The organism is Peribacillus sp. NPDC046944 (assembly GCF_050272735.1).
GTDB lineage: Bacteria > Bacillota > Bacilli > Bacillales > DSM-1321 > Peribacillus.
On record NZ_JBNNML010000003.1, the window covers coordinates 113,813 to 139,870 of the forward strand.

At 40.6% G+C, this 26,058-nt stretch carries 32 protein-coding genes and 2 riboswitches; of the genes, 8 read left to right on the forward strand and 24 right to left on the reverse strand.

The window, feature by feature from the left end; translation table 11 throughout:
* Positions 1–148: 148 nt before the first annotated feature.
* From gcvPB to gcvT, 3 genes are read right to left on the reverse strand one after another with little or no spacing between them, the layout of a single operon-like run.
* Positions 149–1,606: an aminomethyl-transferring glycine dehydrogenase subunit GcvPB gene (gcvPB, locus tag ACQKIC_RS06155; RefSeq protein WP_427590492.1), complete on the reverse strand. Its 1,458-nt coding sequence runs from the start codon at positions 1,604–1,606 to the stop codon at positions 149–151.
* Positions 1,603–2,946 carry an aminomethyl-transferring glycine dehydrogenase subunit GcvPA gene (gcvPA, locus tag ACQKIC_RS06160; RefSeq protein ID WP_427590494.1) on the reverse strand — a complete coding sequence of 448 codons (1,344 nt, stop codon included), beginning with the start codon at positions 2,944–2,946 and terminating at the stop codon, positions 1,603–1,605. The genes gcvPB and gcvPA overlap by 4 nt, the downstream gene beginning before the upstream one ends.
* Before the next feature lie 18 nt (positions 2,947–2,964).
* Positions 2,965–4,071, reverse strand: a complete 1,107-nt coding sequence (gene gcvT, locus ACQKIC_RS06165) for a glycine cleavage system aminomethyltransferase GcvT (RefSeq protein ID WP_402869464.1) — start codon at positions 4,069–4,071, stop codon at positions 2,965–2,967.
* A 97-nt stretch (positions 4,072–4,168) separates the two neighbouring features.
* A riboswitch (glycine riboswitch) is annotated at positions 4,169–4,253 on the reverse strand.
* Between the two features lie 3 nt (positions 4,254–4,256).
* A riboswitch (glycine riboswitch) is annotated at positions 4,257–4,351 on the reverse strand.
* Positions 4,352–4,671: 320 nt separating this feature from the next.
* Here gcvT and ACQKIC_RS06170 point away from each other — a divergent pair.
* On the forward strand, positions 4,672–6,360 hold the full coding sequence (locus ACQKIC_RS06170; RefSeq protein WP_427590496.1) for a DEAD/DEAH box helicase: 1,689 nt from the start codon (positions 4,672–4,674) through the stop codon (positions 6,358–6,360).
* Positions 6,338–7,135, forward strand: a complete 798-nt coding sequence (locus ACQKIC_RS06175) for a YqhG family protein (RefSeq protein ID WP_402869467.1) — start codon at positions 6,338–6,340, stop codon at positions 7,133–7,135. Before ACQKIC_RS06170 ends, ACQKIC_RS06175 begins: the two co-directional genes overlap by 23 nt.
* Before the next feature lie 43 nt (positions 7,136–7,178).
* On the opposite strand, the gene ACQKIC_RS06180 is transcribed toward ACQKIC_RS06175, so the two are convergent.
* From ACQKIC_RS06180 to ACQKIC_RS06220, 9 genes are all read right to left on the reverse strand, one after another.
* Positions 7,179–7,376: a YqzE family protein gene (locus ACQKIC_RS06180; RefSeq protein ID WP_402869469.1), complete on the reverse strand. Its 198-nt coding sequence runs from the start codon at positions 7,374–7,376 to the stop codon at positions 7,179–7,181.
* Between the two features lie 70 nt (positions 7,377–7,446).
* Positions 7,447–7,803 carry a competence type IV pilus minor pilin ComGG gene (gene comGG / locus ACQKIC_RS06185; RefSeq protein WP_402986232.1) on the reverse strand — a complete coding sequence of 119 codons (357 nt, stop codon included), beginning with the start codon at positions 7,801–7,803 and terminating at the stop codon, positions 7,447–7,449.
* A gap of 22 nt (positions 7,804–7,825) precedes the next feature.
* Positions 7,826–8,284 carry a competence type IV pilus minor pilin ComGF gene (comGF, locus tag ACQKIC_RS06190; protein WP_427668576.1) on the reverse strand — a complete coding sequence of 153 codons (459 nt, stop codon included), beginning with the start codon at positions 8,282–8,284 and terminating at the stop codon, positions 7,826–7,828.
* On the reverse strand, positions 8,253–8,591 hold the full coding sequence (locus ACQKIC_RS06195; RefSeq protein WP_402869475.1) for a hypothetical protein: 339 nt from the start codon (positions 8,589–8,591) through the stop codon (positions 8,253–8,255). Before ACQKIC_RS06195 ends, comGF begins: the two co-directional genes overlap by 32 nt.
* Positions 8,578–8,982, reverse strand: a complete 405-nt coding sequence (comGD, locus tag ACQKIC_RS06200) for a competence type IV pilus minor pilin ComGD (RefSeq protein WP_402869477.1) — start codon at positions 8,980–8,982, stop codon at positions 8,578–8,580. Before comGD ends, ACQKIC_RS06195 begins: the two co-directional genes overlap by 14 nt.
* A gap of 40 nt (positions 8,983–9,022) precedes the next feature.
* Complete coding sequence (gene comGC / locus ACQKIC_RS06205; RefSeq protein WP_427590499.1) at positions 9,023–9,331, reverse strand: competence type IV pilus major pilin ComGC; 309 nt, start codon at positions 9,329–9,331, stop codon at positions 9,023–9,025.
* 80 nt (positions 9,332–9,411) lie between these two features.
* Positions 9,412–10,470 carry a competence type IV pilus assembly protein ComGB gene (gene comGB / locus ACQKIC_RS06210; RefSeq protein ID WP_427590500.1) on the reverse strand — a complete coding sequence of 353 codons (1,059 nt, stop codon included), beginning with the start codon at positions 10,468–10,470 and terminating at the stop codon, positions 9,412–9,414.
* Entirely contained in the window at positions 10,430–11,506 is a 1,077-nt protein-coding gene (gene comGA, locus ACQKIC_RS06215; RefSeq protein WP_403121930.1) for a competence type IV pilus ATPase ComGA, read from the reverse strand. The genes comGB and comGA overlap by 41 nt, the downstream gene beginning before the upstream one ends.
* 100 nt (positions 11,507–11,606) lie before the next feature.
* Entirely contained in the window at positions 11,607–11,987 is a 381-nt protein-coding gene (locus ACQKIC_RS06220; protein WP_402869485.1) for a Spx/MgsR family RNA polymerase-binding regulatory protein, read from the reverse strand.
* A gap of 214 nt (positions 11,988–12,201) precedes the next feature.
* On the opposite strand from ACQKIC_RS06220, the gene ACQKIC_RS06225 reads away from it, so the two are divergent.
* Together ACQKIC_RS06225 and ACQKIC_RS06230 are read left to right on the forward strand one after the other, a co-directional pair.
* Positions 12,202–12,903, forward strand: a complete 702-nt coding sequence (locus tag ACQKIC_RS06225) for a helix-turn-helix transcriptional regulator (RefSeq protein ID WP_427590502.1) — start codon at positions 12,202–12,204, stop codon at positions 12,901–12,903.
* A gap of 85 nt (positions 12,904–12,988) precedes the next feature.
* A complete protein-coding gene (locus ACQKIC_RS06230) occupies positions 12,989–13,231 on the forward strand; it encodes a DUF2626 domain-containing protein (RefSeq protein WP_402869489.1) in 243 nt (80 codons plus the stop codon).
* Positions 13,232–13,281: 50 nt separating this feature from the next.
* Here ACQKIC_RS06230 and ACQKIC_RS06235 read toward each other — a convergent pair whose 3' ends face one another.
* Together ACQKIC_RS06235 and ACQKIC_RS06240 are read right to left on the reverse strand one after the other, a co-directional pair.
* On the reverse strand, positions 13,282–14,379 hold the full coding sequence (locus ACQKIC_RS06235) for a class I SAM-dependent methyltransferase (RefSeq protein WP_427590504.1): 1,098 nt from the start codon (positions 14,377–14,379) through the stop codon (positions 13,282–13,284).
* 111 nt (positions 14,380–14,490) lie between these two features.
* The gene (locus ACQKIC_RS06240; RefSeq protein ID WP_402986246.1) at positions 14,491–15,117 is read right to left on the reverse strand and encodes an MBL fold metallo-hydrolase; all 627 of its coding nucleotides are present in this window, start codon (positions 15,115–15,117) and stop codon (positions 14,491–14,493) included.
* A gap of 231 nt (positions 15,118–15,348) precedes the next feature.
* On the opposite strand from ACQKIC_RS06240, the gene ACQKIC_RS06245 reads away from it, so the two are divergent.
* Entirely contained in the window at positions 15,349–15,522 is a 174-nt protein-coding gene (locus ACQKIC_RS06245; RefSeq protein ID WP_402869495.1) for a DUF2759 domain-containing protein, read from the forward strand.
* A gap of 49 nt (positions 15,523–15,571) precedes the next feature.
* Here ACQKIC_RS06245 and ACQKIC_RS06250 read toward each other — a convergent pair whose 3' ends face one another.
* From ACQKIC_RS06250 to ACQKIC_RS06265, 4 genes are all read right to left on the reverse strand, one after another.
* Complete coding sequence (locus tag ACQKIC_RS06250) at positions 15,572–16,735, reverse strand: hypothetical protein (RefSeq protein ID WP_427590506.1); 1,164 nt, start codon at positions 16,733–16,735, stop codon at positions 15,572–15,574.
* Between the two features lie 169 nt (positions 16,736–16,904).
* A complete protein-coding gene (locus ACQKIC_RS06255; RefSeq protein ID WP_427590507.1) occupies positions 16,905–18,068 on the reverse strand; it encodes a M14 family metallopeptidase in 1,164 nt (387 codons plus the stop codon).
* A 210-nt stretch (positions 18,069–18,278) separates the two neighbouring features.
* Positions 18,279–19,250 (reverse strand): ROK family glucokinase, encoded by a 972-nt coding sequence (locus tag ACQKIC_RS06260; protein WP_402987334.1) that lies wholly within the window; start codon positions 19,248–19,250, stop codon positions 18,279–18,281.
* A gap of 4 nt (positions 19,251–19,254) precedes the next feature.
* Positions 19,255–19,467: a YqgQ family protein gene (locus ACQKIC_RS06265; protein WP_402869501.1), complete on the reverse strand. Its 213-nt coding sequence runs from the start codon at positions 19,465–19,467 to the stop codon at positions 19,255–19,257.
* Between the two features lie 197 nt (positions 19,468–19,664).
* Between ACQKIC_RS06265 and ACQKIC_RS06270 the strand changes: the two genes are divergently transcribed.
* Positions 19,665–20,522: a hypothetical protein gene (locus ACQKIC_RS06270; RefSeq protein WP_427590508.1), complete on the forward strand. Its 858-nt coding sequence runs from the start codon at positions 19,665–19,667 to the stop codon at positions 20,520–20,522.
* Positions 20,523–20,527: 5 nt separating this feature from the next.
* Here the strand turns inward: ACQKIC_RS06270 and ACQKIC_RS06275 are convergent, their stop codons facing one another.
* From ACQKIC_RS06275 to ACQKIC_RS06295, 5 genes are all read right to left on the reverse strand, one after another.
* Positions 20,528–22,069, reverse strand: a complete 1,542-nt coding sequence (locus ACQKIC_RS06275) for a rhomboid family intramembrane serine protease (protein WP_402869505.1) — start codon at positions 22,067–22,069, stop codon at positions 20,528–20,530.
* A 124-nt stretch (positions 22,070–22,193) separates the two neighbouring features.
* Positions 22,194–22,382 (reverse strand): hypothetical protein, encoded by a 189-nt coding sequence (locus tag ACQKIC_RS06280; RefSeq protein WP_427590509.1) that lies wholly within the window; start codon positions 22,380–22,382, stop codon positions 22,194–22,196.
* A 78-nt stretch (positions 22,383–22,460) separates the two neighbouring features.
* Positions 22,461–23,033: a 5-formyltetrahydrofolate cyclo-ligase gene (locus ACQKIC_RS06285; RefSeq protein ID WP_427590510.1), complete on the reverse strand. Its 573-nt coding sequence runs from the start codon at positions 23,031–23,033 to the stop codon at positions 22,461–22,463.
* Between the two features lie 146 nt (positions 23,034–23,179).
* Positions 23,180–23,329 (reverse strand): 50S ribosomal protein L33, encoded by a 150-nt coding sequence (gene rpmG / locus ACQKIC_RS06290; protein WP_028391797.1) that lies wholly within the window; start codon positions 23,327–23,329, stop codon positions 23,180–23,182.
* Between the two features lie 115 nt (positions 23,330–23,444).
* Positions 23,445–24,053, reverse strand: a complete 609-nt coding sequence (locus ACQKIC_RS06295) for a hypothetical protein (protein ID WP_427590511.1) — start codon at positions 24,051–24,053, stop codon at positions 23,445–23,447.
* Positions 24,054–24,484: 431 nt separating this feature from the next.
* Here ACQKIC_RS06295 and ACQKIC_RS06300 point away from each other — a divergent pair, with 431 nt between their 5' ends.
* Together ACQKIC_RS06300 and ACQKIC_RS06305 are read left to right on the forward strand one after the other, a co-directional pair.
* Entirely contained in the window at positions 24,485–24,880 is a 396-nt protein-coding gene (locus tag ACQKIC_RS06300; protein WP_427590512.1) for a hypothetical protein, read from the forward strand.
* Entirely contained in the window at positions 24,873–25,334 is a 462-nt protein-coding gene (locus ACQKIC_RS06305) for a hypothetical protein (protein ID WP_402869515.1), read from the forward strand. Before ACQKIC_RS06300 ends, ACQKIC_RS06305 begins: the two co-directional genes overlap by 8 nt.
* A 65-nt stretch (positions 25,335–25,399) precedes the next feature.
* Here the strand turns inward: ACQKIC_RS06305 and phoU are convergent, their stop codons facing one another.
* The gene (gene phoU, locus ACQKIC_RS06310) at positions 25,400–26,053 is read right to left on the reverse strand and encodes a phosphate signaling complex protein PhoU (protein ID WP_402986259.1); all 654 of its coding nucleotides are present in this window, start codon (positions 26,051–26,053) and stop codon (positions 25,400–25,402) included.
* Between the last annotated feature and the right edge of the window lie 5 nt (positions 26,054–26,058).

Here is a 26,058-nt window from a genome sequence, read left to right on the forward strand (position 1 = left end):
AAACCTTCCATCTTATCCGGTTTTGAAACATATCATACTGTTCAATAGGGAACTCATGCTTAACAGGCCAAGCATGTTATTTCCCGAGATACATATGAATTTCACCAACTAAAAAACCCCCCGCCATCTGGCAGGGGTTTTTTCAGCATCATGCTTGATAACGAAGAATTGGTTTTCTAGCGGCCAATGTTTCATCCAGGCGTTTAATAACCGTGGTATGGGGTGCCTCCTGAACGATTTCAGGGGTTTCTTCGGCTTCCTTGGCTATTTGTATCATTGCATCTATGAAAGCGTCCAGTGTTTCTTTTGACTCCGTTTCCGTCGGTTCGATCATCATTCCTTCTTCTACATTTAACGGAAAATATATGGTAGGTGGATGATACCCAAAATCAAGTAGTCTTTTCGCAATATCTAATGTACGGACTCCCAACTGCTTTTGCCTCCGACCACTCAATACAAATTCATGCTTACAATGGCGATTATATGGCAAATCGAAAAATGGTTCCAAACGTCGCATCATATAATTTGCATTGATGACGGCATTCTCCGTAACGGCCTTAAGTCCATCCGGTCCCATTGACCTTATGTACGTATAAGCCCTTACATTGATGCCGAAGTTCCCATAATAGGGTTTGACCCTTCCAATGGATTGTGGACGGTCATAATCAAGGACAAACTGATCGCCCTCTTTTGTCACGATCGGTTTAGGCAAATAGGGAATTAAATCCGACTTCACCCCAACCGGACCTGAACCAGGTCCTCCTCCGCCATGGGGTCCAGTGAATGTTTTATGGAGATTTAAATGAACAACGTCAAAACCCATATCTCCTGGACGCACTTTGGAAAGAACAGCATTCAGGTTAGCCCCGTCATAATATAGCTTTCCACCGGCATCATGGACAAGTTGTGCCATCTCCAGGATGTTCTCTTCGAATAAGCCTAATGTATTTGGATTTGTAAGCATTAATGCTGCTGTATCTGGTCCTACCACTCGCTTCAAGTCTTCAAGGTCCACGAGCCCGAATTCATTGGATTTCACCGTAATCGTCTCTAGTCCGGCAACTGTTGCCGAAGCCGGGTTCGTTCCATGGGCCGAATCGGGGACGATGACTTTCGTACGGTTTACATCTCCATTCGCTTCATGGAAAGCCCTGATCATCATGAGCCCAGTCCATTCACCATGCGCCCCAGCAGCAGGCTGCAAGGTCACTTGATCCATTCCTGTAATTTCCGTCAAATGTTCCTGAAGGTCAAATAACAACTCTAGGGCACCTTGGACGGTTTCTGGGTCCTGGTATGGATGGATATGGGCAAAACCATTGTACCTGGCGACATTTTCATTAATTTTCGGATTATATTTCATCGTACAGGAGCCGAGTGGATAAAACCCAGAGTCCACTCCATGGTTCCGTTTGGATAAAGCCGTATAATGACGCATGATATCAAGCTCGGAAACTTCCGGAAGCTCGGCTTCCTCCGTACGTATATATTCCACAGGCAGGATTTCTTCTAGTGGAGTATCCGCTACATCCATTTCAGGAAGGCTATACCCGATTCGACCGGCTGTACTGATTTCAAAAATGAGTGATTGATCTTGATTATTCATAGTTGATCCCCCAGTTCCTGCGCAAATGCATCGATTTCTTCTTTTGTTCTTAGTTCCGTTACAGCCACTAGCATATGATTTTTCAACTCGGGATAAACGGAGCCCAGGTCAAAACCACCAATCATTTCTTTTTCAAAGAGCCTCTTATTGATATCTTTGTAGGGAAGAGGCAACTTAATGACAAATTCATTAAACGAAGGTCCTTCAAAGACCACTTCAATTCCTTGTGCTTGGAGCGTCTTTTTTGCGTAATGGGCTTTTTGAATATTCTGGACGGCCATTTCTCTGACGCCTTTTTTCCCTAGAGCAGTCATGGCTACAGAGGCTGCCAATGCGTTCAATGCCTGATTGGAACAAATATTGGATGTAGCTTTGTCACGGCGTATATGTTGCTCACGTGCTTGGAGCGTCAGTACGAAGCCCCGTTTTCCATCCTCATCCACTGTCTGACCGACTAAACGGCCCGGCACTTTCCGTAGCAGTTTTTTCGTGACCGCGAAATATCCGCAATGAGGTCCGCCGAATGCGGCTGGAATGCCGAATGGCTGAGCATCACCCGTCACGATATCGGCACCGAGTTTTCCCGGCGGAGTCAATGCACCAAGTGCAAGCGGATTACTCGATACGATAAACATCGATTTCACGTTATGTATGATTGCTTCCATTTCCTTCAACGGCTCGATGCGTCCAAAGAAGTTGGGGTACTGTACGATGACGCCTGCAATATCATCCGAAGCCAGGTCTTTTAAAGCAGCAATATCTGTGACTCCGTCTTTATGAGGAATCTCGATGACCTCCACCCGTTGACCCTTTGCGTAGGTTTTCACCACTTCCCTTGATTCAGGATGGACAGTAGATGATAATAGAATCTTTTTCCGGCGCGTTTGTCCGGCAGCAAGCATGGCCGCTTCGGCTAAGGCTGTTCCACCGTCATACATCGAGGAATTCGCCACCTCCATACTCGTCAATTCACATATCATCGTTTGATATTCAAAGATGGCCTGAAGCTCTCCTTGAGAAATTTCCGGTTGATAGGGAGTGTAGGCTGTATAAAACTCCGAACGGGATAGGACGTGATCGACGATGACAGGTGAATAATGATCATACACACCAGCCCCAAGGAAAGATGCATAGTTTTTCAAATCCGCATTTTTGGAAGCCAGTTTTGATAGTTCCTTCATTAAAGCTGGCTCTGATTTTGCTGGTTTTATGTCATATTCACCTTGAAATCGGACATTTTCTGGTATATCGCTGAAGAGATCATCGACGGATGTGACCCCTATAACTTCCAACATTTCTTTTTTATCCTGCTCTGTCATCGGTAAGTAACGATGTTTCATCTTATGGACCATTCCCTTCTATTTTCGTGTATTTTTATAAAAAGGTGTTTGGATAACAATGGCTTTCAGTCTCTTAGAACGGATTTCCACTTCTACTTCCGTGGATAGACTTGAGTGATTCTTATCGATAAGGACCAATCCTACATTTTTATTCAATGTTGGTGACTGAGTCCCTGTCGTCACTTCGCCAATGAGTTTCTCCCCGTTATATACTTTATAGCCATGCCGAGGTATGCCTCTGTCAATCATTTCGATGCCAACAAGCTTACGTGGTGCCCCTTTTTCCTTTTGTTCGGCAAGCACGGCTTTCCCAAAAAAGTCTGACGCCTTATCCGGTTTAACCGCAAAACCAATCCCCGCTTCGATTGGGGTGATATCCGGCGAAAGCTCTTGACCATAAAGCGGTAGTTTTGCTTCGAACCGAAGGGTATCACGGGCCCCCAGTCCAATCGGTTGTATCCCATCATCTTTACCAGCTTCCAAAATTTTTCTCCAGAGAGCTGGACCATCCTCACTTCGGCAATATATCTCGAAACCATCTTCCCCCGTATACCCTGTACGTGAAACCATCGTGGATATATTATGAATGTGGACGTCTTCTTTAAATTTAAAGAAGCCAATCGTGCTTAAATCGGTTTGGTCGGTAATCTTCTGCAATACTTTCTCCGCTCGAGGACCCTGCAGAGCAAGTTGCGCATAATCGTTTGAAACATTATTGATGCTGACACCTTCCATACCATTCGCTTGAAGCCAATTGAAGTCTTTCTCGATGTTGGCTGCATTGACCACAAGCAGATAATCCTCTTCCGCTTTTTGGTAAACGATAAGATCGTCCACGGTCCCCCCATTTTCATAACACATGGCTGTGTATAGCGCTCCGCCCTGTTTCAGCTTGGCTACGTCATTCGTCAGCATCTTTTGTAAAAAAGAAAGGCTCCCGAAACCTTTTACCTCAATCTCTCCCATATGCGACACATCAAATAAGCCACCTCTTGTACGCACAGCTTCGTGTTCATCTTTTATGCCGGTAAACTGCACAGGCAGTTCCCACCCACCAAAATCGATCGTTTTTCCACCGTGCTCACTGTAAACCTCGAATAATGGCGTTCTTTTTAAATTGCTCAAAAAATGACCTCCTTCAATTTTTTTGCTTGTTCTCTTTCACCTGATATTCCTTAAAAAAAGACACAAAAAAGGACAGAGAAAGCCAAAATGGCTTTTTCTCTGTCCTGAAACCTGAAAGTTTACCTATTATTATAGGTTTTCCCCTTTGGTGGCCGTCATTAAATAATTGGCGCTCTCCAGAGTCGCGTCCGATAAGAGTTCATTTGCCTGAGAGATTCACTGCTAAGTTTGCTCCTTCGGCGCTACATATGTAGATGGTAGTCTCTCCCCTTATCCTCACCCGCATATTGATGGAAAAGACTGAAAATTCCCCACCTGATGGTCATCCATTTGCGTGAAATGGGTACCAATCTGCTCATTGTTGATCTTTGGATAAAGCACTATCCAAATGCTAATACTATAATAACTAAAATTATTATCCAAGAAGAATATTTTCCTTCTAACTTCATTACTATTGCAATTTTCTAAATATATTTACATCCTACCCTAAGATACTTTACTCTGCAATAACTTTCGTGGAGAAAGATTTTATTAACCTATAAAAAAGTTCATGGTCTAAAGAAACTAAGAAAATTATGTTTTAAGAAGGAGCAAGAATCAATGAAAATCAATATATCCTTCAGTTCTGATTGGAATGATGAATTTCTGCAAAAGATGGAAAACGACGGTCCATGGGGAAATTGGGATCTTTATAAACTGGCCATCCAAATGGAAGAGAACCTAATTATTCCTGATTTCGAAGGCTTGCAAGCGCCTAAGCACCTTCAACAACTGACTCCCCTTCCCCATCAATTAGAGGCTGCACGTCAGGTGGTTGAACAGATGAATGGCAAAGCCATATTGGCTGATGAGGTCGGTCTTGGTAAGACTATCGAAGCGGGATTGATTTTAAAAGAATATATGATTCGGGGACTGGTTAAAAAGGTTTTGATCCTTGTACCCGCATCACTTGTCACCCAATGGGCTTTCGAACTGAATACGAAGTTTCATATTCCTGCAGTCGTTCAAAGGAAGAGTTATGTATGGGAATCATGCGATATCGTCATATCCTCCATCGATACGGCTAAGCGAGCCCCCCATCGGGATATCATTTTCAATCAAGAATATGACTTTATCATTATTGATGAAGCTCATAAACTTAAAAATAATAAAACGAAAAATTATGAATTTGTCCAAAATCTTAAAAAGAAATTCTGTTTGTTGCTGACTGCTACACCCATTCAGAATAAAATCGAGGAAATCTTTAATCTCGTTTCATTATTAAAGCCTGGGCACCTAGGAAATGCCGCACTCTTTTCCGAAAAATACAAAGGGAAAGGCCGGAACATTCTAGAAGATGAGCACTTAAAGGAGCTTGTCAATACGGTCATGATAAGAAACCGACGTGCCGATACTGGAATTGAATGGACGAAACGGCGTGTAGAGACAATCATTATTGAATTTTCACCAACTGAACAAGCCTTGTATGATGCCGTAACGAAGTTTAAACCAATATCAGACGGAACAAAAGGAAGTGCTTTTTCTTCACTCACCCTTCAAAGGGAAGCATGCAGCAGCCGAGAAGCAGTCTACTATACATTGAAGAATATGAAGGAAAAATACAAAGAACCATCGGCTGACTTTGAAGCAAGATTAGATGATCTGTTTGAGAAAGTAAACCTCACCGAACAAAATTCAAAGGCAGAGAAGGCTTTGGAACTTATTAAGAAAATTGATGACAAGGTCATTATTTTCACCGAATATCGCGCTACACAGCTTTATCTACAATGGTACCTGCAACAGCATGGCATTTCATCCGTTCCATTCCGCGGAGGGTTTAAGCGTGGTAAAAAAGATTGGATGAAGGAACTATTCCAGAAGAAAATCCAGGTATTGATTGCCACCGAAGCCGGAGGAGAAGGAATCAACCTACAATTTTGCCATCACTTGATCAATTTTGATTTGCCTTGGAATCCAATGAGGTTGGAACAAAGGATTGGACGGATTCATCGACTTGGTCAAGAAGAAGACGTCATGATTTATAACTTTGCCACTAAAAATACAGTCGAAGAGCATATTTTGAAATTGCTTTATGAAAAAATCCACTTATTTGAAAAGGTAATTGGAGAATTGGATGATATTTTAACGAAGTTGGATTTTAACAATATCGAGGAATATTTAATTGATGTTGTCGGAGAGTCCAAATCAGAAGGAGAAATGAAAATTAAAATGGATAATTTGTCTTCCATGATTCAGTTCGCACAAGCTATGAAGGATGGTGAAATCCATGCAGCAACAGGAAATTCATGATTTTTTAATAACCTACTTTCAATCCAACGCATGTGAGGTGTTGGAAAATACCTCTTCATATCTCACTGTTCAGTTAACGATCGAAATGGATAAGGAACTCATGAACAGACCTTTTTATTGGCACTATCTCGAAAAAACCGGTGGGATACCGAATCCTGGCATGCTTACGTTCATCACCCATCCCGAACTGGCACCGCCTGATTTGAAAGGGGAAATCATTCATTTTGGTTCGCCACGGCTCCACCAAATTATCCAGTCGACCAAGAGGCTGGCAGGTTTCATCAGGCTTTTTGAGGATAGGCCTCCCTTAAAGACGGGCCAAAGTCCACTTTTTCCTTGGCTCACCCAAAATGTAAAAATCTCTTATCAGTGTGACAGAAAAAAAGATATCTTCATGTCCATAGGACTTAATTTAATTTCCGGTGAATTCATAGAAGGATTTCATGAGCGTCTCCTGTCGGTCAAGGTCACTCCCAAAATACCGGATTATTCTTTTACACTTTCCCCCTTGATCATGCCTAAAAGCGGGCTATCCAGACTCGATACATATATTCGTAAAAGCTTCGAGAATGATGATCATACCTGGGCGGAAGAAGCGATGGAACGGTGGCAGACAGACTTGAATCTATTGGAACATTTTTATAAGGATATGGAAGATAAAAGCGAAAGCTATTTTACTGAGAAACAGGCATTGCAGGCCCAATATGAGCCAAATATCCAAATTACCATCATCAATGGCGGGCTATTCTATTTATCCGACCAATCATTAGCATAATGGTTTCTTTACCAATCATTAAGAAAAGCAGATATCTATGAATTCAAGACATCTGCTTTCTTTTTTTGACTTTTTTTATGAACATGGACACGGCGAAAGGGACAATTCCAAACCAGTGAGAAACTCTAGGCTCCTTATCCTCTTTCCGATGACGGCGCTTTTCTTTTCTTTCTCTCTTGGTTAAATTGAAATACTGTACGATTTGCTGTGTAATATATTTGATATAAGCGTTCGTAGACATACATTATCACCCATGACCAAGTATGCCCCATATTCGTATTCCATATTCGTATTCACCATAAATCGACATGTTAGTCCTTCAGTTTTTCTATCCATTCTATCACTCTACCTAGTTTTTTATCATATAGAATGATGATTCGGCCTGCTCGCTTATTTTTGGTGATAGAAGAAAATTCGATATAGGCATATCGCACATCCTGCTTCGTTAACCTATAGTGAACATCACCATTAGGATAGGCGATTTCCCCCTGAATGCTTTTGGGTACCTCATCCTCCCATTCGGCTGTCACTTCATTAACGGCCAGATGCACTAAGTGATCGGAAAGTAAGGTCTCTTCTACTTCTTTATAAAATTTTTTATCAATAATGAATTGATCAATCATCAGTATCGTGAACATGATAAAAACACTAGCTATAATCATAACCATTGGGAATATGACTCCTTTTTGATTATTCATCAGCCACCAACTCACTTTTAATGAAGGGATGGAACCTTCGTATAAAGGTCTGACCTGCTTTATCCGTTATATTGAGCACGATGACGTTGCCATCCTTTTCAACCTTCACATTCGAAATGTTCTGGAGTATGACCTCATGGCCCTCCCCGTTAACCCGTCTTCTAAGCTTGTCATTATATTGCTCGATTAAAGACAAATCCTCTCCTGAAAGTAAATATAATTTATTCCCCACAACATCCTGGCTTTTGGAGCTTCTGACTTCCTGTTGCATTTGCAACGTAAAGATCTCCCACTCTTTAGGATGTATTCTATTTTTTGTTCCTATCTGGGATTGAATGATTGAGAAAAACTGGAGGATAAAAAGGGAAAGGGTCAGCAGGATCATTAAGGAAAAGAGCATTTCAATCATGGTAAACCCTTCACTTTTTCGCAACATCACAAATCGATTCATACTTCCCCTTTGCATTTTCATATCGGACACATCCTTCAACCATATCCGGAAACTCCTTTTGGACATTCCAGGTCAATTCATACGATTTTTCCTGGTACGTAATTTCTTCGTGGATAGCCTGTATTTCCCCATCCATATATGCCAACAATCTTTCATACAGCAAATGATGGGCATCCGCCCTCAAAACTACGTTCTTACGATTGGACATCGAATCTTCAAGAATAGGAAGCATGGAAATCACTAGGAATACACAAATGGAAAAAGAGGCTATCATTTCTAAGTAGACGTATCCTTTACTGTTTCTCAATCCTGAACCTCCCTTTACCGATATTGACCACCAGCTTGTATTTCCCTTTTGAAGTATCAATGGTCATCGTACCGGCTTTTGAAGCATTTCCATATTGATTGAAATAAAAAGAAGCCCCTAATGTCCCATTCATGAACTGTACGTCCGGCGGTATCTTTCTCTCTAGTATCACTTCTTCCTTATAAGAGTAAATCGTGTAAATATCGTTATCCACATAGAAATAAATCAAGCTTTCGTGACTTATTGCATACTGTTGTGCATAAAAAATATCTTCATTCAATTGATTAAGGAACATTTTATTTTGCATTCCCTTTGAAAAACTTGGATATAGGTTAAGGCCTAGAGTGCTTAATAGAATAAATACCACAAGGACAATCAGGGTCTCGGACATGGTGAATCCTCCGGAGGAAGGGCTATCCTCCCCGAATTTTCTACTCAACGACTGTAACCTTTCCTTTATTGTCAATGCTGATGCTGTCCCCATTCGGACAGGATTTCTGTTTAAGGTATCCTTGAGTTTCCAAATCATTAATACCGGAAGGCAACTTGGAATTGTCTATCTCATAAGCTTGGACTTGGGCCTGAACCATTTTGACAAAAGCCTCACACCCCTTAGAATGGATGGTCGATTGATGCTTCGTGATGTTCGGTATGGTGATAATCAGCAGAATCGAGATGACGAGCAATACAATAAGCATTTCAATTAACGTAAAGCCTTTTTCGTTAAAATATTTCTTCATATTAATCTGCTAATTACGAAAATAACAAGAATGCACTCAATATTTTCTGAGCAGATTCACCTCCCATTTTTTCTTGTACCTTATATTCCATCTAGTAGAGAAAACATCGGCAATAAGACAGCCATATAAATAGAAATAATCAATAGCCCGATTATAGAAAAAAGAAGAGGTTGTATGACTTTCATGATGGCGTTCATCCTCTCTTCAATCTTTTCCAATAAAAAACGGCTGTAATGGAGTAACTCAGAATCAAGCCTGCCATACTTTTGTCCATTCGCTGCGATAATCGACAAGTTCTTATCAAAGTACGGTTGCTCTTGAAAGATGGTTTCTAGCGACCTGCCCTCCATTAAATCATCTTTAATGATGGAGCAAAGCTTTTGATAAAACGGTTGCTGCTGGTTTACGGAGAATAATTTAATGCTCTGGTTAATAGAAAGCCCCCCAGCGAGGAGACCGCTGAACTGACTTGCAAAAAAATACGTTTCATACAACTTGATGAAGGGTCCTGCCAACGGAATCTTCATCAATAATCGCCGTTGTCTTAATGGGCATAGTTTGTCGAACCAGAATTGTTTGAATAAATAGAAGATAAGGAGCATTCCAAGTAGGATGAAGGGGATCAGCGGGAGGATGACTGAGGATGCAGCCAACACATTCAGGATCATATTCTGCTTAACATTCATCGTCTGAAAAATCGTCTGAAACTTGGGGAGAAGGACACTTTGCAGTACATAAAATACAATGCTCACAAAAAAGAACAGGAAAATCGGATAGATCATGAGTTTTTTCACTTTTTCTGTATCTTCCGTCCGTTTCTTCCAGTAGTCCCCTCCTTCCTTCAATGCTCGATCAAGGTCGCCATATTGTTCGCCATAAAATATAAAACTTACAAGCTCTGGATGAAACGTAAGATTCGTCAACACTTGATGCAAAGGGTGCCCACTCCTTAAATCCTGAATGGCCTGATTGAAATCCCCGGCCTTTTTCTTGGATTCCTGAAATTCCAGGAAGTGGATCGCCTCGGCTAAAGGATAACCATGAGCTAATAATTCGCCCAGCTTCGTTATAAAGACAGCTTGTTCTTTCAACGTCCATTTACTTTTTGGTTTCTTCGTAAACCAACCGTTCAAATTCATCGAGATTCACATAGCCCATCGCTACCGCTTTCCCAATTTCGTCTTTCAGCTGACGATAGGTGGCTTTCCCCTTTCCTTTTTCCTCTTTCGTCACCTTCAAGACTTCCGCTAGACTTTTTCCAGTCAGCAACTCATATACGCTGGCCCTTTTATTTCGGTAGGTCATGGAACAATCGGGGGCACACTCGCCCTCACAATGCGGGCATTTCAACTCCACCAGTCTTTGCGCCGTCACGCCAATTAAACTCTGTTCAATCTCCAGCCAGCTTACACCGAACTCTAGCAGCCTAGAAATGGCTCCTTGAGCATCCCTTGTATGCATAGTAGTGAGGATTAGATGCCCGGTCAATGCGGCCCGTACTGCAATCTTTGCCGTTTCGGAATCCCTAATTTCCCCGACCATGATAATATCGGGATCATGTCTAAGTGCCGCTTTTAAACCGACTGAATACGTAATGCCGGCCTTTTCATTAATTTGGACCTGTAACACTTTATCAGATTCATTTTCTATAGGATCCTCAAGCGTGATGACATTTCGGTTAATCATTTCTTGTGCATGATGAAGCAAGGAGTATAATGTTGTCGTTTTCCCACTTCCAGTAGGACCCGTGAAAATGATCATCCCATGGGAATGTTTCAAAAGCGCTATCAGTTTTTGAGCGGTATTGGGAAATAAGGATAACTGTTCTAGAGGTAGGATATTCTGTTGAGGAATTAAACGGATAACCAAACTCTCGGAGTGAGCTGTGGGTAGGGTGGAAAGGCGAAGTCCAACCACTTTATTGGCGAGATTGACGGTAATGGCTCCGCTTTGGGGCCTTCTTTTCTCGCCAATATCCATTGCGGCAAGAAATTTAAGATGGGAAATAAGCCTCTCGGTTTCAAAAAAGGATAGGGTTTCTTGTGGTACGAGCTTGTTGTCGATTCTAAATTGAATAAGTGGGCCTTCCTTGCGTGGTAAAACGTGGATGTCCGATGCCGAGAGTCTAATGGCACTGGTAAGGATTTTTTCTGCTGTTTTTTCAGTTGATATCAATCATTCATCACCTCCAGATTTTCTTGTAGTAGAATTTCGACGTTATAAGACAAATTCCTTCTAAATAAAAAAATTCTCGAAAAAAAATTCGAGAATAGACTTATATGCTCATTTTCAATTCTGAGTTATGGGAAACCAAATTTCGTAAAGCATCTTCATTATGACCAATCACTAACTTTTCACCGTCTATGAGAATCGGACGTCTCAATAATTTAGGCTCATTCGTCAATAGATGGAGTACATCGGAAAGCATCATCTCATCAATGTTCACGTTTAATTTTTTGTACGCTTCGCTTCTTGTTGCCAATACCTCATCCATTCCTTCGGTTGTTAATTCAAGTATTCTCTTCAATTCTTCTTCATTCGGTGTATCTTTGAATAAATGACGCTCATCAAAGCTAACATGGTTGGCTTTCAACCACTTCTTTGTTTTACGGCAAGAAGTACAACTTGGATAAGAATAGAAAGTTAATCGATTCATCCTTCATCACTCTCCGTTCACAAATTATTGTTTTTGATTTCCATAATGGAATTGTACAACATTTGTATAATGTTTGTATATACATTTGCACTATAAATCCAATTGAAATGTGAACTTTTTCTTAAATAAGGGAAATTTGTTCTTTCTTTCATTCCAATTTTTTTTGCCTGTATTATAATATAATTAGTTAAACTTGGAATTTTAGGAGGGCACAATGGAACAAACGTTAAGAATTACCAACGTATTAGCCGATCCAACCCGATATTATATCTATCAATATATCGTGAATAATCATCAAGGAGTCTCCGTCCAGCAAATTGCAGACTCCTTTGAAATCCATCCAAATGTTGCCCGTCTTCATTTATCAAAACTTGAAGATGTTGATATGCTTACTTCAGAGGCACGGAAAACTGGAAAAGGTGGCCGTCCGAGCAGGATTTACCACTTATCGGATAAAGTCATTCAACTTCATTTTCCTTTCAGGGATTATCAGTTACTTTCAAAAATTGCCATCCAGACTATGATGACACTCGGCGAAGCAGGCATACAGGCGCTCTATGAAACTGGAAAAACATTTGGAGAAGAGTTGATCCACCAACAAATCAAACTTAAATCAACCTCCATCGATGACTTGACCTTTGATGAAAAAGTCAACATGCTTAAAAATGCAGCATCAATTGCAGGGTTCTCTCCTGAAATACAGGCAGATGAGGCGGAAAATAAAATTCACTTCAGAATTTATAACTGTCCCTTTAAAGAAGTTGCCAAAGTTGACCCTAGCACTATCTGCACCATGCACAACTCCTTCTTAAAAGGAATGTTTGAGTCGTTGTTTACCAATATCCACATCGTGGAATTGGATAATATGATGGAAAATTGCGTAACATGTTCTTATAAGGCATCCATCCTCGCCTAGAAACAAAAGGCATCCTTTACATTACCTTACAATTTCATTTATAATTATTTAGTATGAACACGACTAGACACAGGGAGGTATTCAGATGGAACGCATGTTTAGAGTTTGTGGATTTTGGACAGGGGTTATGGCAATTTTCTTTTATCTTGGCGATATGTACCAAACATCTTTACTTTTCTTCGCACAAACCGGATTTTTTGTACTATTGAGTTACCTGAAGTTGTCTGAACGCATGTATATTTACGTTTTCGGTGCCTATCTTACCGTTTTCTTTGCAGGATTTTCCTACTGGAGCGTATTTATGATGACCCCAGGCGCTGCACATTAAGAGCAAAATACATAACCCATGGACTCTTGGTCCATGGGTTTTATCATGTCTCATTCACGAAACAATTTCACCTTTTCGTCTATATTCTTTGTTTGTACTAAAACCCTAAAGTATTCACTTTGGCCTCCAGGCATGATTAAGCTTCGTATCGCACGGTTACGCTTAGCATGTTCGGAGAATGGGTTTGTTCCTTCGTGATCCCTCAGCCCTTCAAGAATTCCCCCTTTCAGTAAAAAGTCCCGTTGCACCAGGAGATCTCTCAAGGATAGACCCCGGTTAGTCCCAAGTTTGATTAGGGTATCAAAATGGATATGCGTAGTCAGATCCGCTTCCCCTGGTCGTTGGAGTATGTCATTGACCATGTTATGTTGATAAAAACCTCTTAAGCTACCTTGCTGATGAGCTGGTTCGCCCCATTCCAGTTCCGTATAGCCATAATCAAAGGTAAGGAGGATACCCGCATGGAGGCGATTAACGATTCTCTCAAATTCCTCTACCATCTTTATAGGTACCTCATAACGCTGATTTTCTTTCAATGCAATATTATGCTCCTCCAGGTAGGAGTGGATTTCCTGATTTTCAAGGGATTCCTTTATTTCCACTAATTTATCTTCTTTCACCGTGATGAATATTTCTACAAGCTCTCCATTTTTCTTTTCGATAACATGGACCGGCAATGCATCAAAAAGTTCATTAGAAAACAAGATTCCCTTCACTATTGGGAAGTCTTCGAGATCAGTGGCAATAACGACCTGTTCGCATGGACGTATCCGCATTTGTTGCAGTTTCCTATGATAAGGACTGCTATCCACTAGGATATATGTAAAATCCTCCCACAGCATTGGTTCTTCTTCTCTTATATACTTGAGAATGTCATGGGCCAGCTTTCCATTTCCAGCCCCCATTTCAACGACACAAGGCGGCAACCCCCTTTCCTTCATTAAGAAGACAAACCACCTAGCAAGGGTCCTACCAAATGCATCGCCAACATTACCAGATGTATAAAAGTCACCGTTCATACCAATCTTCTCTTTTTCACGCATATAATAGCCTAAAGTAGGTGAATAAAGAACAGCTTCCATATAGTCCTGATAGGATATTTTTTTATGTGGACTATTTCCTATCAGTTCATACAGGAACTTTTCCAAATTCCCACCTCCTTTTTTCGAGTACCTTCAGTATAATTACACGAGTCAAAATATTCAATCAATTATAATTCAAAGAAAAACAGGTACCTGATCCGGCACCTGTAGCATCTCTTATTTCAGAAAGGGATTCGTATTCTTTTCATCTAAAATGGTCGTAATGGGACCGTGCCCTGGAAAGACAATTGTATCATCAGAAAGGGGCAATAATTTCGTATCAATACTTTTTAAAAGCACTGATTCACTGCCACCTATCAAGTCCGTTCTTCCTACACTTCCCTGAAACAAGACGTCCCCGGAAAAGAGAAGCCGCTCTTCCTTTGCATAATAGGAGACGCTGCCCGGCGAGTGCCCCGGTGTTTCAAGCACTTCAAAAGTGAATCCGCCAATAGTAAGCTCCTGTTCGTTGGCAAGGATATGGTCAGCCGGCTTCATGCGCATCGGATTATCGGGGAACCAGTTCTGTGAACCATTCAGGGCAGGGTCAAGCAGCCATTTGGCCTCCCTTTCATGGATATACGCAGGAATTTCATAATGATCGCGGATGGCATCCAGTGCTCCGATATGATCAAAATGCGCGTGGGTTAATAAAATGGCCAGCGGTTTAAACTTTTTAGTTTGTATGTACTGAATTATTTTCTGCGGCTCCTCGCCCGGGTCAATAATTAAGCAATTCTGTCCGTCGGAAACGATATAACAATTCGTTTGCAACGGTCCTAGAGGTATTTGAGTCCATTTCATCTTCAACAACTCCCATATTTTCATTACCCTTATCTTACACCAATTTGGCTCTTTTGTTGATACAGTTTACCCATGACATAGAAGTGTCATCTTTTAGGCCTCGACAAATAATTGAAAAAATATTAAAATATTAACAAATGCAATCTTTTCTACATATTTTTGGTAGTTACTTAAATCTCTGGGTATATTATTAGGGATTGGGTTTTCAATTAGGGAAAAGGGGGTTTTGATATGGTATTAATGGTCATTTTCGGACTTGTGGCGATACTTGGTTTAGCAGCGGTAGTTACCACAATTAAAAAAAGAAACTTCTTGGGATTCATTTTCGCAGCAGGCAGTGCCGCCGTATTTGGCTGGTTTACTGTCATGACTATCATCAACAGCGGTTTTCCAGTTGCACATTAAAAGAAAAAGCTCGCCATGTGGCGAGCTTTTGATTTAGTCATTATATTTCTTAGAATAATTTTTTTATTTGATGGGTTTTTATATCAATGATTTTTTCAAATTGATTCCCATATAAGCATAGACTGCCATCAAGCGAACAGCTCAATGGTTCATTTTCCATGTCCTTCATCAATTCTTCTTGTGTACCCGTTTCCCAATTCAATTTAGTTAAAGTAAACTTACTTTCATATTGGTCAGCGTCTTTTGATTCTACAGGAACGAACGTTAAAAGTTCCTTATTCTTTTCAATCATGTCGTAGGCTGGTATAACCCAATCTGAAAAGCTTTTCAATAGTGGTACGGAAAAAGAATGGATCGGTTTGTTTGTCTCATCATAAAATGCGTATGTACCTCGATCTTGTTTTTCTGTCTCCACTTGAATAGTCATAAGCGCGTGTTTCACTTTTTTAAAATGAATGACATCCAGCATTAAGTTTTCCACTGTCCCATCATTCAACGCTTTTCTTTCTAAAGGAGCCGTCAAAGCGGGTTCTTCCCTATCCCAATCAAGAAACATCAACCCATTTCCACTATCCCATTGAGCGAAAGGCTGTGGAAAATCAAGGGAATGAACCGTTTGCTCTTCTGGGTTTATCACATAACTGCTGTATGTCCAATCTTCATAAAAACTGGTTAGAAACAACATATCCTCTTGGAACGAATTCCACTCAAAAGATAATTCGTAGGCAGGTAACACGAGAGAATATTGTGGGTTACCCGTTCGGTCCAAGATCGTAATCGCCGTTTTACCTGCTGATGTGAAGGAAGAAATCAACACATGTGCCCCTGTTGGACTGATTGACACTTCACTAAAATCCGAAGAAGGCTGATAAAAAACAGCTGAAGTATTCGTTTTCAAATTCCATTCCATCAGCTGTAGTGAATCCATACCATCTTTCTTTTCGGAAAACAAAATGGTGTTGGAATCGAGCCAACCATAAATAGCTTCGATTTTTCCCTTTTCTGAAGCCGGGATTTCTAATGTGCTCAATGAAGATTCCTGATTGTGTTGGGATTTTTCTTTTTCCGTATCAGCTACGGGTTTACTAAGGTCATTGGAAGGCTCACAAGCCGAGAGAAGAAGGGTAGTGGAGATACACAACAAAACGATACTTACCATCTTACAGATAGGCAGCAATTGAGTGAGGGCTGCATTAAACACTTTAATCTCCACACACCTTCCTTTGAAACTAAACGCCTGGCATATGTGTGAGCAAGACATTAGAAAGAGTAAGAGATTACAAATGAACCTCTTATGTTCTTCATTATAAAGTAAAAAAGAAGAAATGTGGCGATTAATCACCTTATATTTATTTGGAAGTATATTCCGACAAAAATCATGGTCACATATATAATGCCGCCATTAAAATATGCACAGATTCTCCATATATAGAAGGAAACTGGGATAAAGGAAGCGGGTTGATCCCCTTGCCCAACTCTATTGTATAGGCCTCTTTCCTGAATTCTTGAATGAACCAATCTTTATAGCCTGCATGACTGTCAACATATTGAACGGCACGGTACCCGCTTCTCGCTTCAAACTCTTTAGCGATTTCCTCACTTTGCTTAGGCTCCCATCCTTCATACCCCCAGTAAAACTCTTTACCTTGCGTATGGAGTGCCAAGACTCTGCAAAAGTTCCGTTTCTCTGCCAATTCTTTCATGGCAATTGCTTCCGGCTCCGACAAACACACCTCACCGGGAAAATCCCTCGGTGCAGGTGCCTGTGGTACTTTTCTTTGTTTTTCTATCTCCCACTTGGCAGGGTATTGATTATTCAAATCAACCCCGCGTATATTCGCCTTCCAGGCATAAAAAGCAGGGTTGCCATTATTCATTTCGAGCACATCTATGCACCCCTCCGCCGCTTCCTCCCCCTTAAGTACAAGGTCTACGCCATCAGGGTTGACCATAGGAACGACCGAAATGGTCACTTCCTGAAAAAAAGGCAAACACGCTATGCCGCATATGCGATCATCGTTGCTTAGGGCGAGAAGCAAATCATTAAGCCATTTCATTAAAATGGCCGAGGTGATCCATTCATTTGCATGAAATGAACCATTAAAATGGATGACTTTTTCACCTTGGCCGATTCTTACTTCCAACAGCTCTTTGCCTAACACACTCTTTCCAATCGACTCCACCTTGATAAATGGATAATGTACGGTTAAAGCCTCCAAATCATCCAGAAGTGACTGATAATCATAGAACTTGACCGGATTAAGCAGAGGGCCCATGATTCGAACGGGTACTGAAAAAGGTCCTTGGTTTGTCTGATTAACCAGGATCAATGCATCCAGCGGCAAATGATAGTGTTTGGAGATTTTCACCAGATCAAAATCGTTCCTTGACTCCTTCTGAAGAATAAACCCCGGTATGTTCACATAAAGTCCTTCCTGCAGAATGCCTTGGATATCTCTGTTAGCCTCCTCCACCAATACCTGTGGGATTTGAAACAGTTTACTGTAATAGTCCAAACTGTCACCATTCCTACTTATGATTATCATCCACTATCGTCCCCTTTCATTCCTTAATATTTATGAAATGAAAAAGGGAAACATGTAAGAACCTCCCCTTTTAAAGGACCCTTTCTTTTCCATGGACATTGACCGAGCCAAACAATACCTACATTCAGTTCCCGTCACTTCTTTTGCAATATTCCATCTATTTATCATCCACCCATGCCTATATAATCGGTTGAATCATTACAAGTAAGATCATGATGGATTTAACCGATTTTTAATAAGCCAGGCAGCCCCTATGACCCCGGCATCATTTCCAAGGGTTGCTAGATGGATTTTTGTCGATTTGCGAACTCGTTTAAAAGAATAAAGTTCAAATGCCTTACGGACTGGTTCCAGGAGTATATCTCCAGCATTAGAAACCCCTCCGCCGATAACGATTTTTTCAGGATTCATGACATTGCCAACATGAGATAATGCCAGTCCTAAATAATTGCCCACACGGTCCACCACAGATTTAGACAAAGAATCTCCTGCTAGTGCGCATTGAAAAAGCAATTTGGAGGATAGCGGATTTCCCTCTTGTATTCTTTCTTGTAGCAGAGAGGGTTCGTCCGCCATTCCCAATGCTTCTGATGCAAGTCGGACAATTCCAGTTGCCGAAGCAACCGTTTCCAAGCAGCCAACCTTGCCACAGTTACAGGGAGCCCCTCCTTCTGTAACGACGGTCATATGACCAATTTCCCCAGCTGCTCCGCTTATACCATGTACGATTTTGCCATTATGGATGACCCCTCCGCCTACCCCTGTTCCAAGCGTTACACACACAAGGTCTTTAGCTCCTTCTCCAGCGCCTTTCCACATCTCGCCCAATGCCGCCATATTAGCATCATTGTCGATCACGGCCGGAAGAGATGTCTCCACTTCCAATAAATCCTTCAATGGGTAGTCTTTCCAACCGAGATTGACCGCTTCATAAATGGATCCGTTGGTAAAGTTGACGGGGCCCGGGGCACCCATTCCGATACCCAGCATTTTACTTTTCGGTTCATTGAGTTCCTCCAGCTTTGCATCAATCGCCTTTGCAATATTCATGGTGATGTTCTTTCCATTTTCGGAAATGTCAGTCGCAATTTCCCACTTATGAATAATCTCTCCGTAAACATTGATTAAGGCAAGCTTGGTTGTGGTTCCGCCCAAGTCAACCCCTAACAGCACCTTTTCCATCGTATCACCTTTTTTTATCATTTTTTTCTCTTTCAATAGCCAATTGCTGCCTAATCAAGAGTATCGCCATCTGGTAATCCTTCGTGTCCATCATTTGCATTTGATGGATTTCCCTGATTTCAGATTCCATCATTTCCAACTCAGCCACACGATCACCGAAATAAATGAATGTCCCAAACTTTTTCAAGTATTGTTGTAAATCATAGTATGTTTTCATATTAAACCTCTTTACTATTTTCTCCATACAGCATAATCAATTTGCCATGTGAATCCTCTAATGTTATTTTTCAGTACTTCTTGTCCAGCACCATTCATATGATGAAACAGTGGGTATTTCCATCTAGCATTCCGTTTATTCATTTTTCTTTTTAAATGAACTTGTTTATAGCATACAGCCAAAAACGGAGGCGACAAATGAAACTACAATTGAAGTATACCGTTTTTTTAATGGTAGCTGCCATCTTTATTATCCTATATTTTTCGGACACACACCAGGTAGAGGAAACGATCATTTATTTCCCAATTGACTCTTCCCTCCAATTTGAACATGCTTCTACTCATTTGGTAGTGAAAGAAACAGGAAAGGACGCCTATTCCCTTACATGGAAAGTTCACTCCTCATTGGATCAGACAGCCTATTTGCGTCAGGACGTTTCACTCCTTTACAAGAATGGGAAACTAGAAGGCACGTTAAAAAACTGGAAACAAAATCGACAAGAGCTCTCACAGTCAGACAAATTCAAGGAAAAAGAAAGTGGGCGTTATGATGCGATAACCTTTCATTATGCCGAGTTACACCCTTCTGATACCATTTTCACAAGCGCACAACAATTAAGTAAAGACAAACTATATGCCATATCCACACCTGATTTTCAATCTTTCCATAATCCCCTTTCCGAGGAACAGAAGGAGTGGAAACATGTCCTGGACAGCGTAACCAAGAATATTACCCAAAATAGTTTACAAAAAGCCGAAGAACACTTTGATATTGACCCAAATCAATATAAAGTGATCTCTCTAACCGATTTACCGGCCAGAAAAAATCAGTGGCTTTCAAGCTTTCCTTCATTCCAGCGGGAAGAAATTGTCGGTAAACTTTGGGAAGGCCTTTATAAAAATTATGTAATAAGCATAAAAAAAGAGGACGGTACCACCTTGAGTCCACAAGGCAGCACCATCCCCCTATTGTTAGTAGCCAAAGATAAAAGGGAAGTCCTCGTCTTATTTTCCGGTAAAGACGGCACCCCATATTTGCTAAGGCAAAAATTATAGACTTCCTATTCCAATTCTTCTAGCAATTCCTTATATGATTTTTCCTTTGGAGCAAGCTCAACGGCCTTTTGAGCCTGCTCTTTAGCTTCATCCATCAGGTTGAGCTTGGCATACGCCAAAGCGAGATTGTAATGTGCTTCATGTAACTTAGGGTTTTGTTCAATCGCTTTTTCAAAGTAGTGGCGAGCGTCTTCGAATTCCTCATTATCAAAGGATAGGTTCCCAAGGATGAAATGAGATATCGGTGCATCAGAATTATCCTCCACATAGTCCGCTAACATTTCCTCCGCTTTCGCTTCCTCACCATCTTCAATGTAATCCTGTGCCAACATGGCCATTGTTTCATCATCATTTTTCTGATGAGTATAGCCAAATTGCAGCAAAAAGTAAGTCAGTACGGCAGTTCCAACTAAAAAAGCCATCTGACGTAACACCTTTTGCGTCTTCGGTAGGTGGACCACCCCGGCCGCTAGGAAACCACCGATCAAACCACCGATATGTCCTGCATTATCGATTCCCGATACAGTAAAACCATATACCAGGTTAATGACGATGAGAAGAATGACGGTAGAACCCATCGTACGCATAAATAACTTTGGATACACCATTCCAAAATACAACAGGGCCCCAAAACAACCAAAAATAGCTCCGCTGGCTCCTGCTGAAAGGTTTGGAGTCATAATGAAGCTACCTAGAGTTCCTGCAAAACCTGCAAAGATATAGATGAATAGAAACCTAGCATTCCCATATATCCTTTCAACTTCCGCCCCTATCAAGTACAACGAAAATGTATTCATGAGTAAGTGGATAAAACCAATGTGGACAACCATCGGAGTAAAGAACCTCCACCACTCCCCTTGAAGGATGTAAGGCGAGTATTTAGCTCCAAACTCGATTAAAGTCCTGGAATCGGTGCTCCCTCCACTAAACCCCATCAAGATGAATACAGCAACCTGTATCGCTATCAATATATAGGTAAAGAATGGTTTAGCCTGCTGGAATACTTTTTGTTCAGCCTTAGCCTTTTTGACGGAAGCTGAGATGGCTACCTTCTTTAACTCGAGCACTTGCCCTTCATCAATTTCTTCATCCTCCGGTACAGAAATCGAAAGTGGTGTTTTCAGGGTAGCCTCCAAATTTTGTTTGGAAGTCTGAAAAGACTCGCTTGCAAATATAAAGGTGTTCACTTTCGTTTTTTGAAGCATAGCTGGTTGTGCGCTAAATTCAAAATCATCAACAGGAGCAAATTTACTCACATAGATACTTAAAATGCTCATTGGTTTTTTATATAACTTTTTCCTGACTTGTTCGCCGTTTTTCAAGGTCCGGTCTATATCCCTTTTAAGCCAATTTGCCCAATCAAGATCATGACGAATCAATCTTATCACGGGGAAATCCGTGTTTTTTTCGCTTTCTAGCCATATTTCCTCATGATTTTCCGTGACAGTGATCATGCGGTAATCATATTGAACTGACAATAGCCGGACAATCTCCCAAAATAAATACTCCTCTTTATACCCCAAAACATTCCCCACTTTCCAAATCATTTCCTGATGAAATCCTTATATTATCTAATTCAAACTATAGACGAAATGATCAAAAAAGTAAAAAAAAGAAGTGTCCCTCCCATAAAAAAAGGAACCCTCTCATTAGGTTCCTTCTACTCACTCATCATTTGGTTTGTGAAAACATACTTTGCATCATTTTATCCCTCAATATCGGCATGTTTAAAGACTTGGTCACTAGATATTTTCTTATCATGCCATTCGATAGGGCTACATTCATCAAACGATACCGATTTTTGAAACCTGCATAAATCACTAAACCAATCAAAAATATTTGTACAATTACTCGTAACATAAAAATCCCTCCTACCATTAGTGTGATACAGGAAAGGATTTTTATGAGTGAAAAATAATAATGGAACCTCTTCTTGCTCTAATGAGCATATGTACGTAAAACTTTCGTGGGAGTAATCAGTTTACCAACGGCGATATCATGCACCTCTATTGGCAAGTCATCCAGTATTTGAACATCGTAGGCAAGCGCTAACGTCTTTCCACTGTAATGAGAAAGGAAACGATCATAATAACCTCCGCCAAATCCTAGACGATATCCTTCATTCGAAAATGCCAAACCCGGGACAACCAAAAGATCCAATTCACGGACGGATGCTTTTTTCGTTTCCTCCATTGGTTCAAGAAGACCATAATAAACGGACTCTAACTGATTGAAAGAAGTGATTTTCTTAAAATCCATTGCCTTCTCTTCTGGGTAGCACTTCGGTACGGCAATCGACTTGCCTTCTCTCCATGCTTGTTCAATGATCCTGACCGTTGAAATTTCAGGGTAGATGGAAATGGTAATGCCGATGGTTTTGGCCTGTTTCCACTCGTCAAGTGAAAATAGATTTTCGGCAATCTTATTTGATAGCTCCTCATGCTCTTCATTGCTCATTTCCATTAAATGAGTTCGAATGCGTTGCCTGATTATCTTTTTATTCTCTCTCATCATTTTATACTCCTTTAAGTCTACTACTATCAGTATCTCATAAAATGAACTCATTTACGAAAGCCGAAATAGAAAGTTGTCGAATTTTAGGATTAATGGCTAAAAGGGAAAAAAGCAAAAAAAAAACAACAGGAAAATCCTGTTGCTTACTTTGTTTCGCGGTGAGTTGTGCTGCGTTTTTCTCTTGAGCAGTATTTTTTAAGCTCAAGACGGTCTGGATTGTTACGTTTATTTTTTTTAGAAATATAGTTACGGTCTCCACATTCAGTGCAAGCTAATGTAATATTTACGCGCATGTGTATTTCCCTCCAAACATATTGACTTTTTCACATAGGACTTTTCTATAATAGCATTATTTATTGTGAAATGCTAGTATGTTTTTCGGGAAAAATTAATTTAACTTTTTTTTTCCTAGTTCTCGCCGCTTTTCATGGTTTGAAGAAGATTGTGATTCAGGAGTTTTGCTTCTTCTTTTGTTTCAGCATGTATGGCCCATGCCACTACTTCCACACATTCCTTTGGCAGGATTTCCGTTTCCAGGGTGAACATACTGGTGACCTCCCCTTTGGCAAGTGGTGAGTAAGCAAGGATCCCTTCTTTCAACGATTTAAAACATCCTTCTTGATAGAGACTCCCTTTCCCCTGAATACAGTATTGTGAAATACCTTTCCCCTTTACAACTCCTCCTAATAGGGCAATCGACTGCGTCGCAACATGTAGGATTGCCCGCTCACCCGGACTGTAAAAAGCGACCGCTTGCTTTTCGAAAGCGTTTTCATAATGAAAGAACATCTTTGGATATTTAGGCTCAAAGGACGTATTTCTTATCGTGAACTTTGAAAATGTTATTTTTCCTTGGGTAAACGTTTGTAAAAGCGACCTTATTTCCCCGCCGGGATGACTCATCATATCCTCTTCAGGATACCAATCAAAACTCTCGTCCATCCATAGCCCCGCCTTTAACCCCTTTCGAAATACTTCCCGGTTATCCTGTGGCATATATGCGGATAATGAACTCATAAAAATCATCCCTTTCTCTTTTCGAATTTATATCACACTTAACGATAGGCGCTGACAGTGACACTCAATCTCTCATGATCCTACACACTAATTTTAAGAAAGGCTTTACCTTGTTTAAGAAATAAAACTATTTGATTTTTCAGTTTATTTTATTACATTTATGTTAGCATTGAATTCGCCAATGAACAATAAACACATTTTGTCGAAATTTATTTACTTTAGAAATAAAGGGATTTACATCAAGATTATTATCCATATTTATTTTCTTTTTATAAACCGAGTGCAAATTCGACAAATAGCGAATGAAAATCCGTCAGATTAGGAAAAGAAATGCTATTTTAAAAATATAATAAAAGGAAAATCACCAAATTTTTAATAAATATGTGTAAAATAGATGTAAATGTCGAAAATTTTCTCCCTGAGGTGAAAACATGCAAACCTTAATTATTCTATTATTCTCATTGGCAATCATCCTTCTTATTATTTCTTTTTTCAAACAAGACAAGGTTGCTAAATTAGAAGAAGATCTAGAACAAATGACTATAACCTATATGCAGGATATCTACCAATTGAAGAAAAAGGTGAAGATTCTTGAAGAGGAATTTGTGATCCAGGACGGGCCAGACCACTCTGAGGCAAACCGTCTCAAAGCAACCACTCCTTCAAATGACAGGGAGTCCATTCATAAAATCTTAAAGAGCCAGGTTCTTTCTTTATATAACCAAGGACTTTCACTGGACCAGATCGCCAAACAATCCTCTTTGACGAAAGAACAAACCCTTTCAGTCATTGAAGAATATGGATTGCGGGGAAAAAAAGATGAATAAAGTGACGCTTCAGGCCTTTTCAGCAGGCCTCATTGTTTCCACAACAATCTTTGCTGGTTTTTATTATATGACGGAGCCCAACGAAGAAACTGGACCGACTGTGGAAGAAGCTAAGAAATTGCTGAATGAAAAAGGCTATCTCGTATCCTTGCAGAAAGACGAAAGGCTAAATTCCGAAAAAGAAGAAAAAAGGATCGACAAGGAGGAGAAGAAACAAGAGAAAGAGGTTCCCAAAAAGAATAATCCTGTTGTTTCCTATACCTTAGAAGTGAAAGCCAATATGACTACACTAGAAATAGCAACGAAACTGGAAAAGGAAAAAATCATCGATGACGCTGCACGTTTTGAGTCTTACGTTGAAGATCAGGGCTTCTCCAAGAACATTCAGATTGGCGAATTTGTCGTCACGGATAACATGACCTATCGACAATTGGCCAAGACACTGACACAATAATGATAAAAGAGAGACTTTGAATGGCTGCCGGCCAGGCAAAGTCTCTCTTTTAAAACTGCCTATATTCAATCCCTGCGGCTGATATAACGCCCCCTCACAAGGAAGTATATATTTTCGGCAATATTCGTTGTATGATCAGCCGTTCGTTCTAGATAGCGGGCAATGAAGGAAAGTTGAGTCACCTGTTGTAGGTTCTTTTCATCCGACAATCTTAGGAGACTTCGGATCATATCCCCATAGAAACGATCGACCTCATCGTCCATTTCAATGATTTCTCGCGCTAGAGTAATATCTTCCCTCTCAAAGGCATCAATGGAAAGTTCAATCATCTTCAGTGTGATATCATACATCTCTTTCAATGAAGTTATCGGAAGAATGAAAGGCTGATCACCGATTCGTATGGCCGATTTGGCTATATTAACGCCAAAGTCTGCCATTCTCTCCATATCGGATGCAATTTTGATGGCAGCAATAATCCTCCGTAAATCGATGGCAACCGGTTGTTGTTTAGCAATTAGGAGAATGGCGAAGTCGTTAATTTCCTCTTCCAATAAATCTGCTTTCGTATCATCCTCGATGACTCCAAGCGCTTCTTCAAAATTCCTGTTCTCAAGTGCCGTAAATGATTTAGTGATTGCGCCTGATGCCAATTCAGCCAACTCAACGATTTTCCCTTGTAATTCTTTTAACTGAAGTTCGAAATTTTCGCGTACAATCATGCATC

Excerpts from the sequence above, each read along its gene's own strand:
- gcvPB (WP_427590492.1), bottom strand. The coding sequence starts at position 1,606 with ATGAATAATCAAGATCAATCACTCATTTTTGAAATCAGTACAGCCGGT.
- gcvPA (WP_427590494.1), bottom strand. The coding sequence starts at position 2,946 with ATGAAACATCGTTACTTACCGATGACAGAGCAGGATAAAAAAGAAATG.
- ACQKIC_RS06170 (WP_427590496.1), top strand. The coding sequence starts at position 4,672 with ATGAAAATCAATATATCCTTCAGTTCTGATTGGAATGATGAATTTCTG.
- ACQKIC_RS06175 (WP_402869467.1), top strand. The coding sequence starts at position 6,338 with ATGCAGCAACAGGAAATTCATGATTTTTTAATAACCTACTTTCAATCC.
- ACQKIC_RS06180 (WP_402869469.1), bottom strand. The coding sequence starts at position 7,376 with ATGTCTACGAACGCTTATATCAAATATATTACACAGCAAATCGTACAG.
- comGG (WP_402986232.1), bottom strand. The coding sequence starts at position 7,803 with ATGGTTATGATTATAGCTAGTGTTTTTATCATGTTCACGATACTGATG.
- comGF (WP_427668576.1), bottom strand. The coding sequence starts at position 8,284 with ATGAATCGATTTGTGATGTTGCGAAAAAGTGAAGGGTTTACCATGATT.
- comGD (WP_402869477.1), bottom strand. The coding sequence starts at position 8,982 with ATGTCCGAGACCCTGATTGTCCTTGTGGTATTTATTCTATTAAGCACT.
- comGC (WP_427590499.1), bottom strand. The coding sequence starts at position 9,331 with ATGAAGAAATATTTTAACGAAAAAGGCTTTACGTTAATTGAAATGCTT.
- comGB (WP_427590500.1), bottom strand. The coding sequence starts at position 10,470 with ATGAATTTGAACGGTTGGTTTACGAAGAAACCAAAAAGTAAATGGACG.
- ACQKIC_RS06220 (WP_402869485.1), bottom strand. The coding sequence starts at position 11,987 with ATGAATCGATTAACTTTCTATTCTTATCCAAGTTGTACTTCTTGCCGT.
- ACQKIC_RS06225 (WP_427590502.1), top strand. The coding sequence starts at position 12,202 with ATGGAACAAACGTTAAGAATTACCAACGTATTAGCCGATCCAACCCGA.
- ACQKIC_RS06230 (WP_402869489.1), top strand. The coding sequence starts at position 12,989 with ATGGAACGCATGTTTAGAGTTTGTGGATTTTGGACAGGGGTTATGGCA.
- ACQKIC_RS06240 (WP_402986246.1), bottom strand. The coding sequence starts at position 15,117 with ATGAAATGGACTCAAATACCTCTAGGACCGTTGCAAACGAATTGTTAT.
- ACQKIC_RS06245 (WP_402869495.1), top strand. The coding sequence starts at position 15,349 with ATGGTATTAATGGTCATTTTCGGACTTGTGGCGATACTTGGTTTAGCA.
- ACQKIC_RS06255 (WP_427590507.1), bottom strand. The coding sequence starts at position 18,068 with ATGATAATCATAAGTAGGAATGGTGACAGTTTGGACTATTACAGTAAA.
- ACQKIC_RS06260 (WP_402987334.1), bottom strand. The coding sequence starts at position 19,250 with ATGGAAAAGGTGCTGTTAGGGGTTGACTTGGGCGGAACCACAACCAAG.
- ACQKIC_RS06265 (WP_402869501.1), bottom strand. The coding sequence starts at position 19,467 with ATGAAAACATACTATGATTTACAACAATACTTGAAAAAGTTTGGGACA.
- ACQKIC_RS06270 (WP_427590508.1), top strand. The coding sequence starts at position 19,665 with ATGAAACTACAATTGAAGTATACCGTTTTTTTAATGGTAGCTGCCATC.
- ACQKIC_RS06275 (WP_402869505.1), bottom strand. The coding sequence starts at position 22,069 with ATGATTTGGAAAGTGGGGAATGTTTTGGGGTATAAAGAGGAGTATTTA.
- ACQKIC_RS06280 (WP_427590509.1), bottom strand. The coding sequence starts at position 22,382 with ATGTTACGAGTAATTGTACAAATATTTTTGATTGGTTTAGTGATTTAT.
- ACQKIC_RS06285 (WP_427590510.1), bottom strand. The coding sequence starts at position 23,033 with ATGAGAGAGAATAAAAAGATAATCAGGCAACGCATTCGAACTCATTTA.
- rpmG (WP_028391797.1), bottom strand. The coding sequence starts at position 23,329 with ATGCGCGTAAATATTACATTAGCTTGCACTGAATGTGGAGACCGTAAC.
- ACQKIC_RS06295 (WP_427590511.1), bottom strand. The coding sequence starts at position 24,053 with ATGAGTTCATTATCCGCATATATGCCACAGGATAACCGGGAAGTATTT.
- ACQKIC_RS06300 (WP_427590512.1), top strand. The coding sequence starts at position 24,485 with ATGCAAACCTTAATTATTCTATTATTCTCATTGGCAATCATCCTTCTT.
- ACQKIC_RS06305 (WP_402869515.1), top strand. The coding sequence starts at position 24,873 with ATGAATAAAGTGACGCTTCAGGCCTTTTCAGCAGGCCTCATTGTTTCC.
- phoU (WP_402986259.1), bottom strand. The coding sequence starts at position 26,053 with ATGATTGTACGCGAAAATTTCGAACTTCAGTTAAAAGAATTACAAGGG.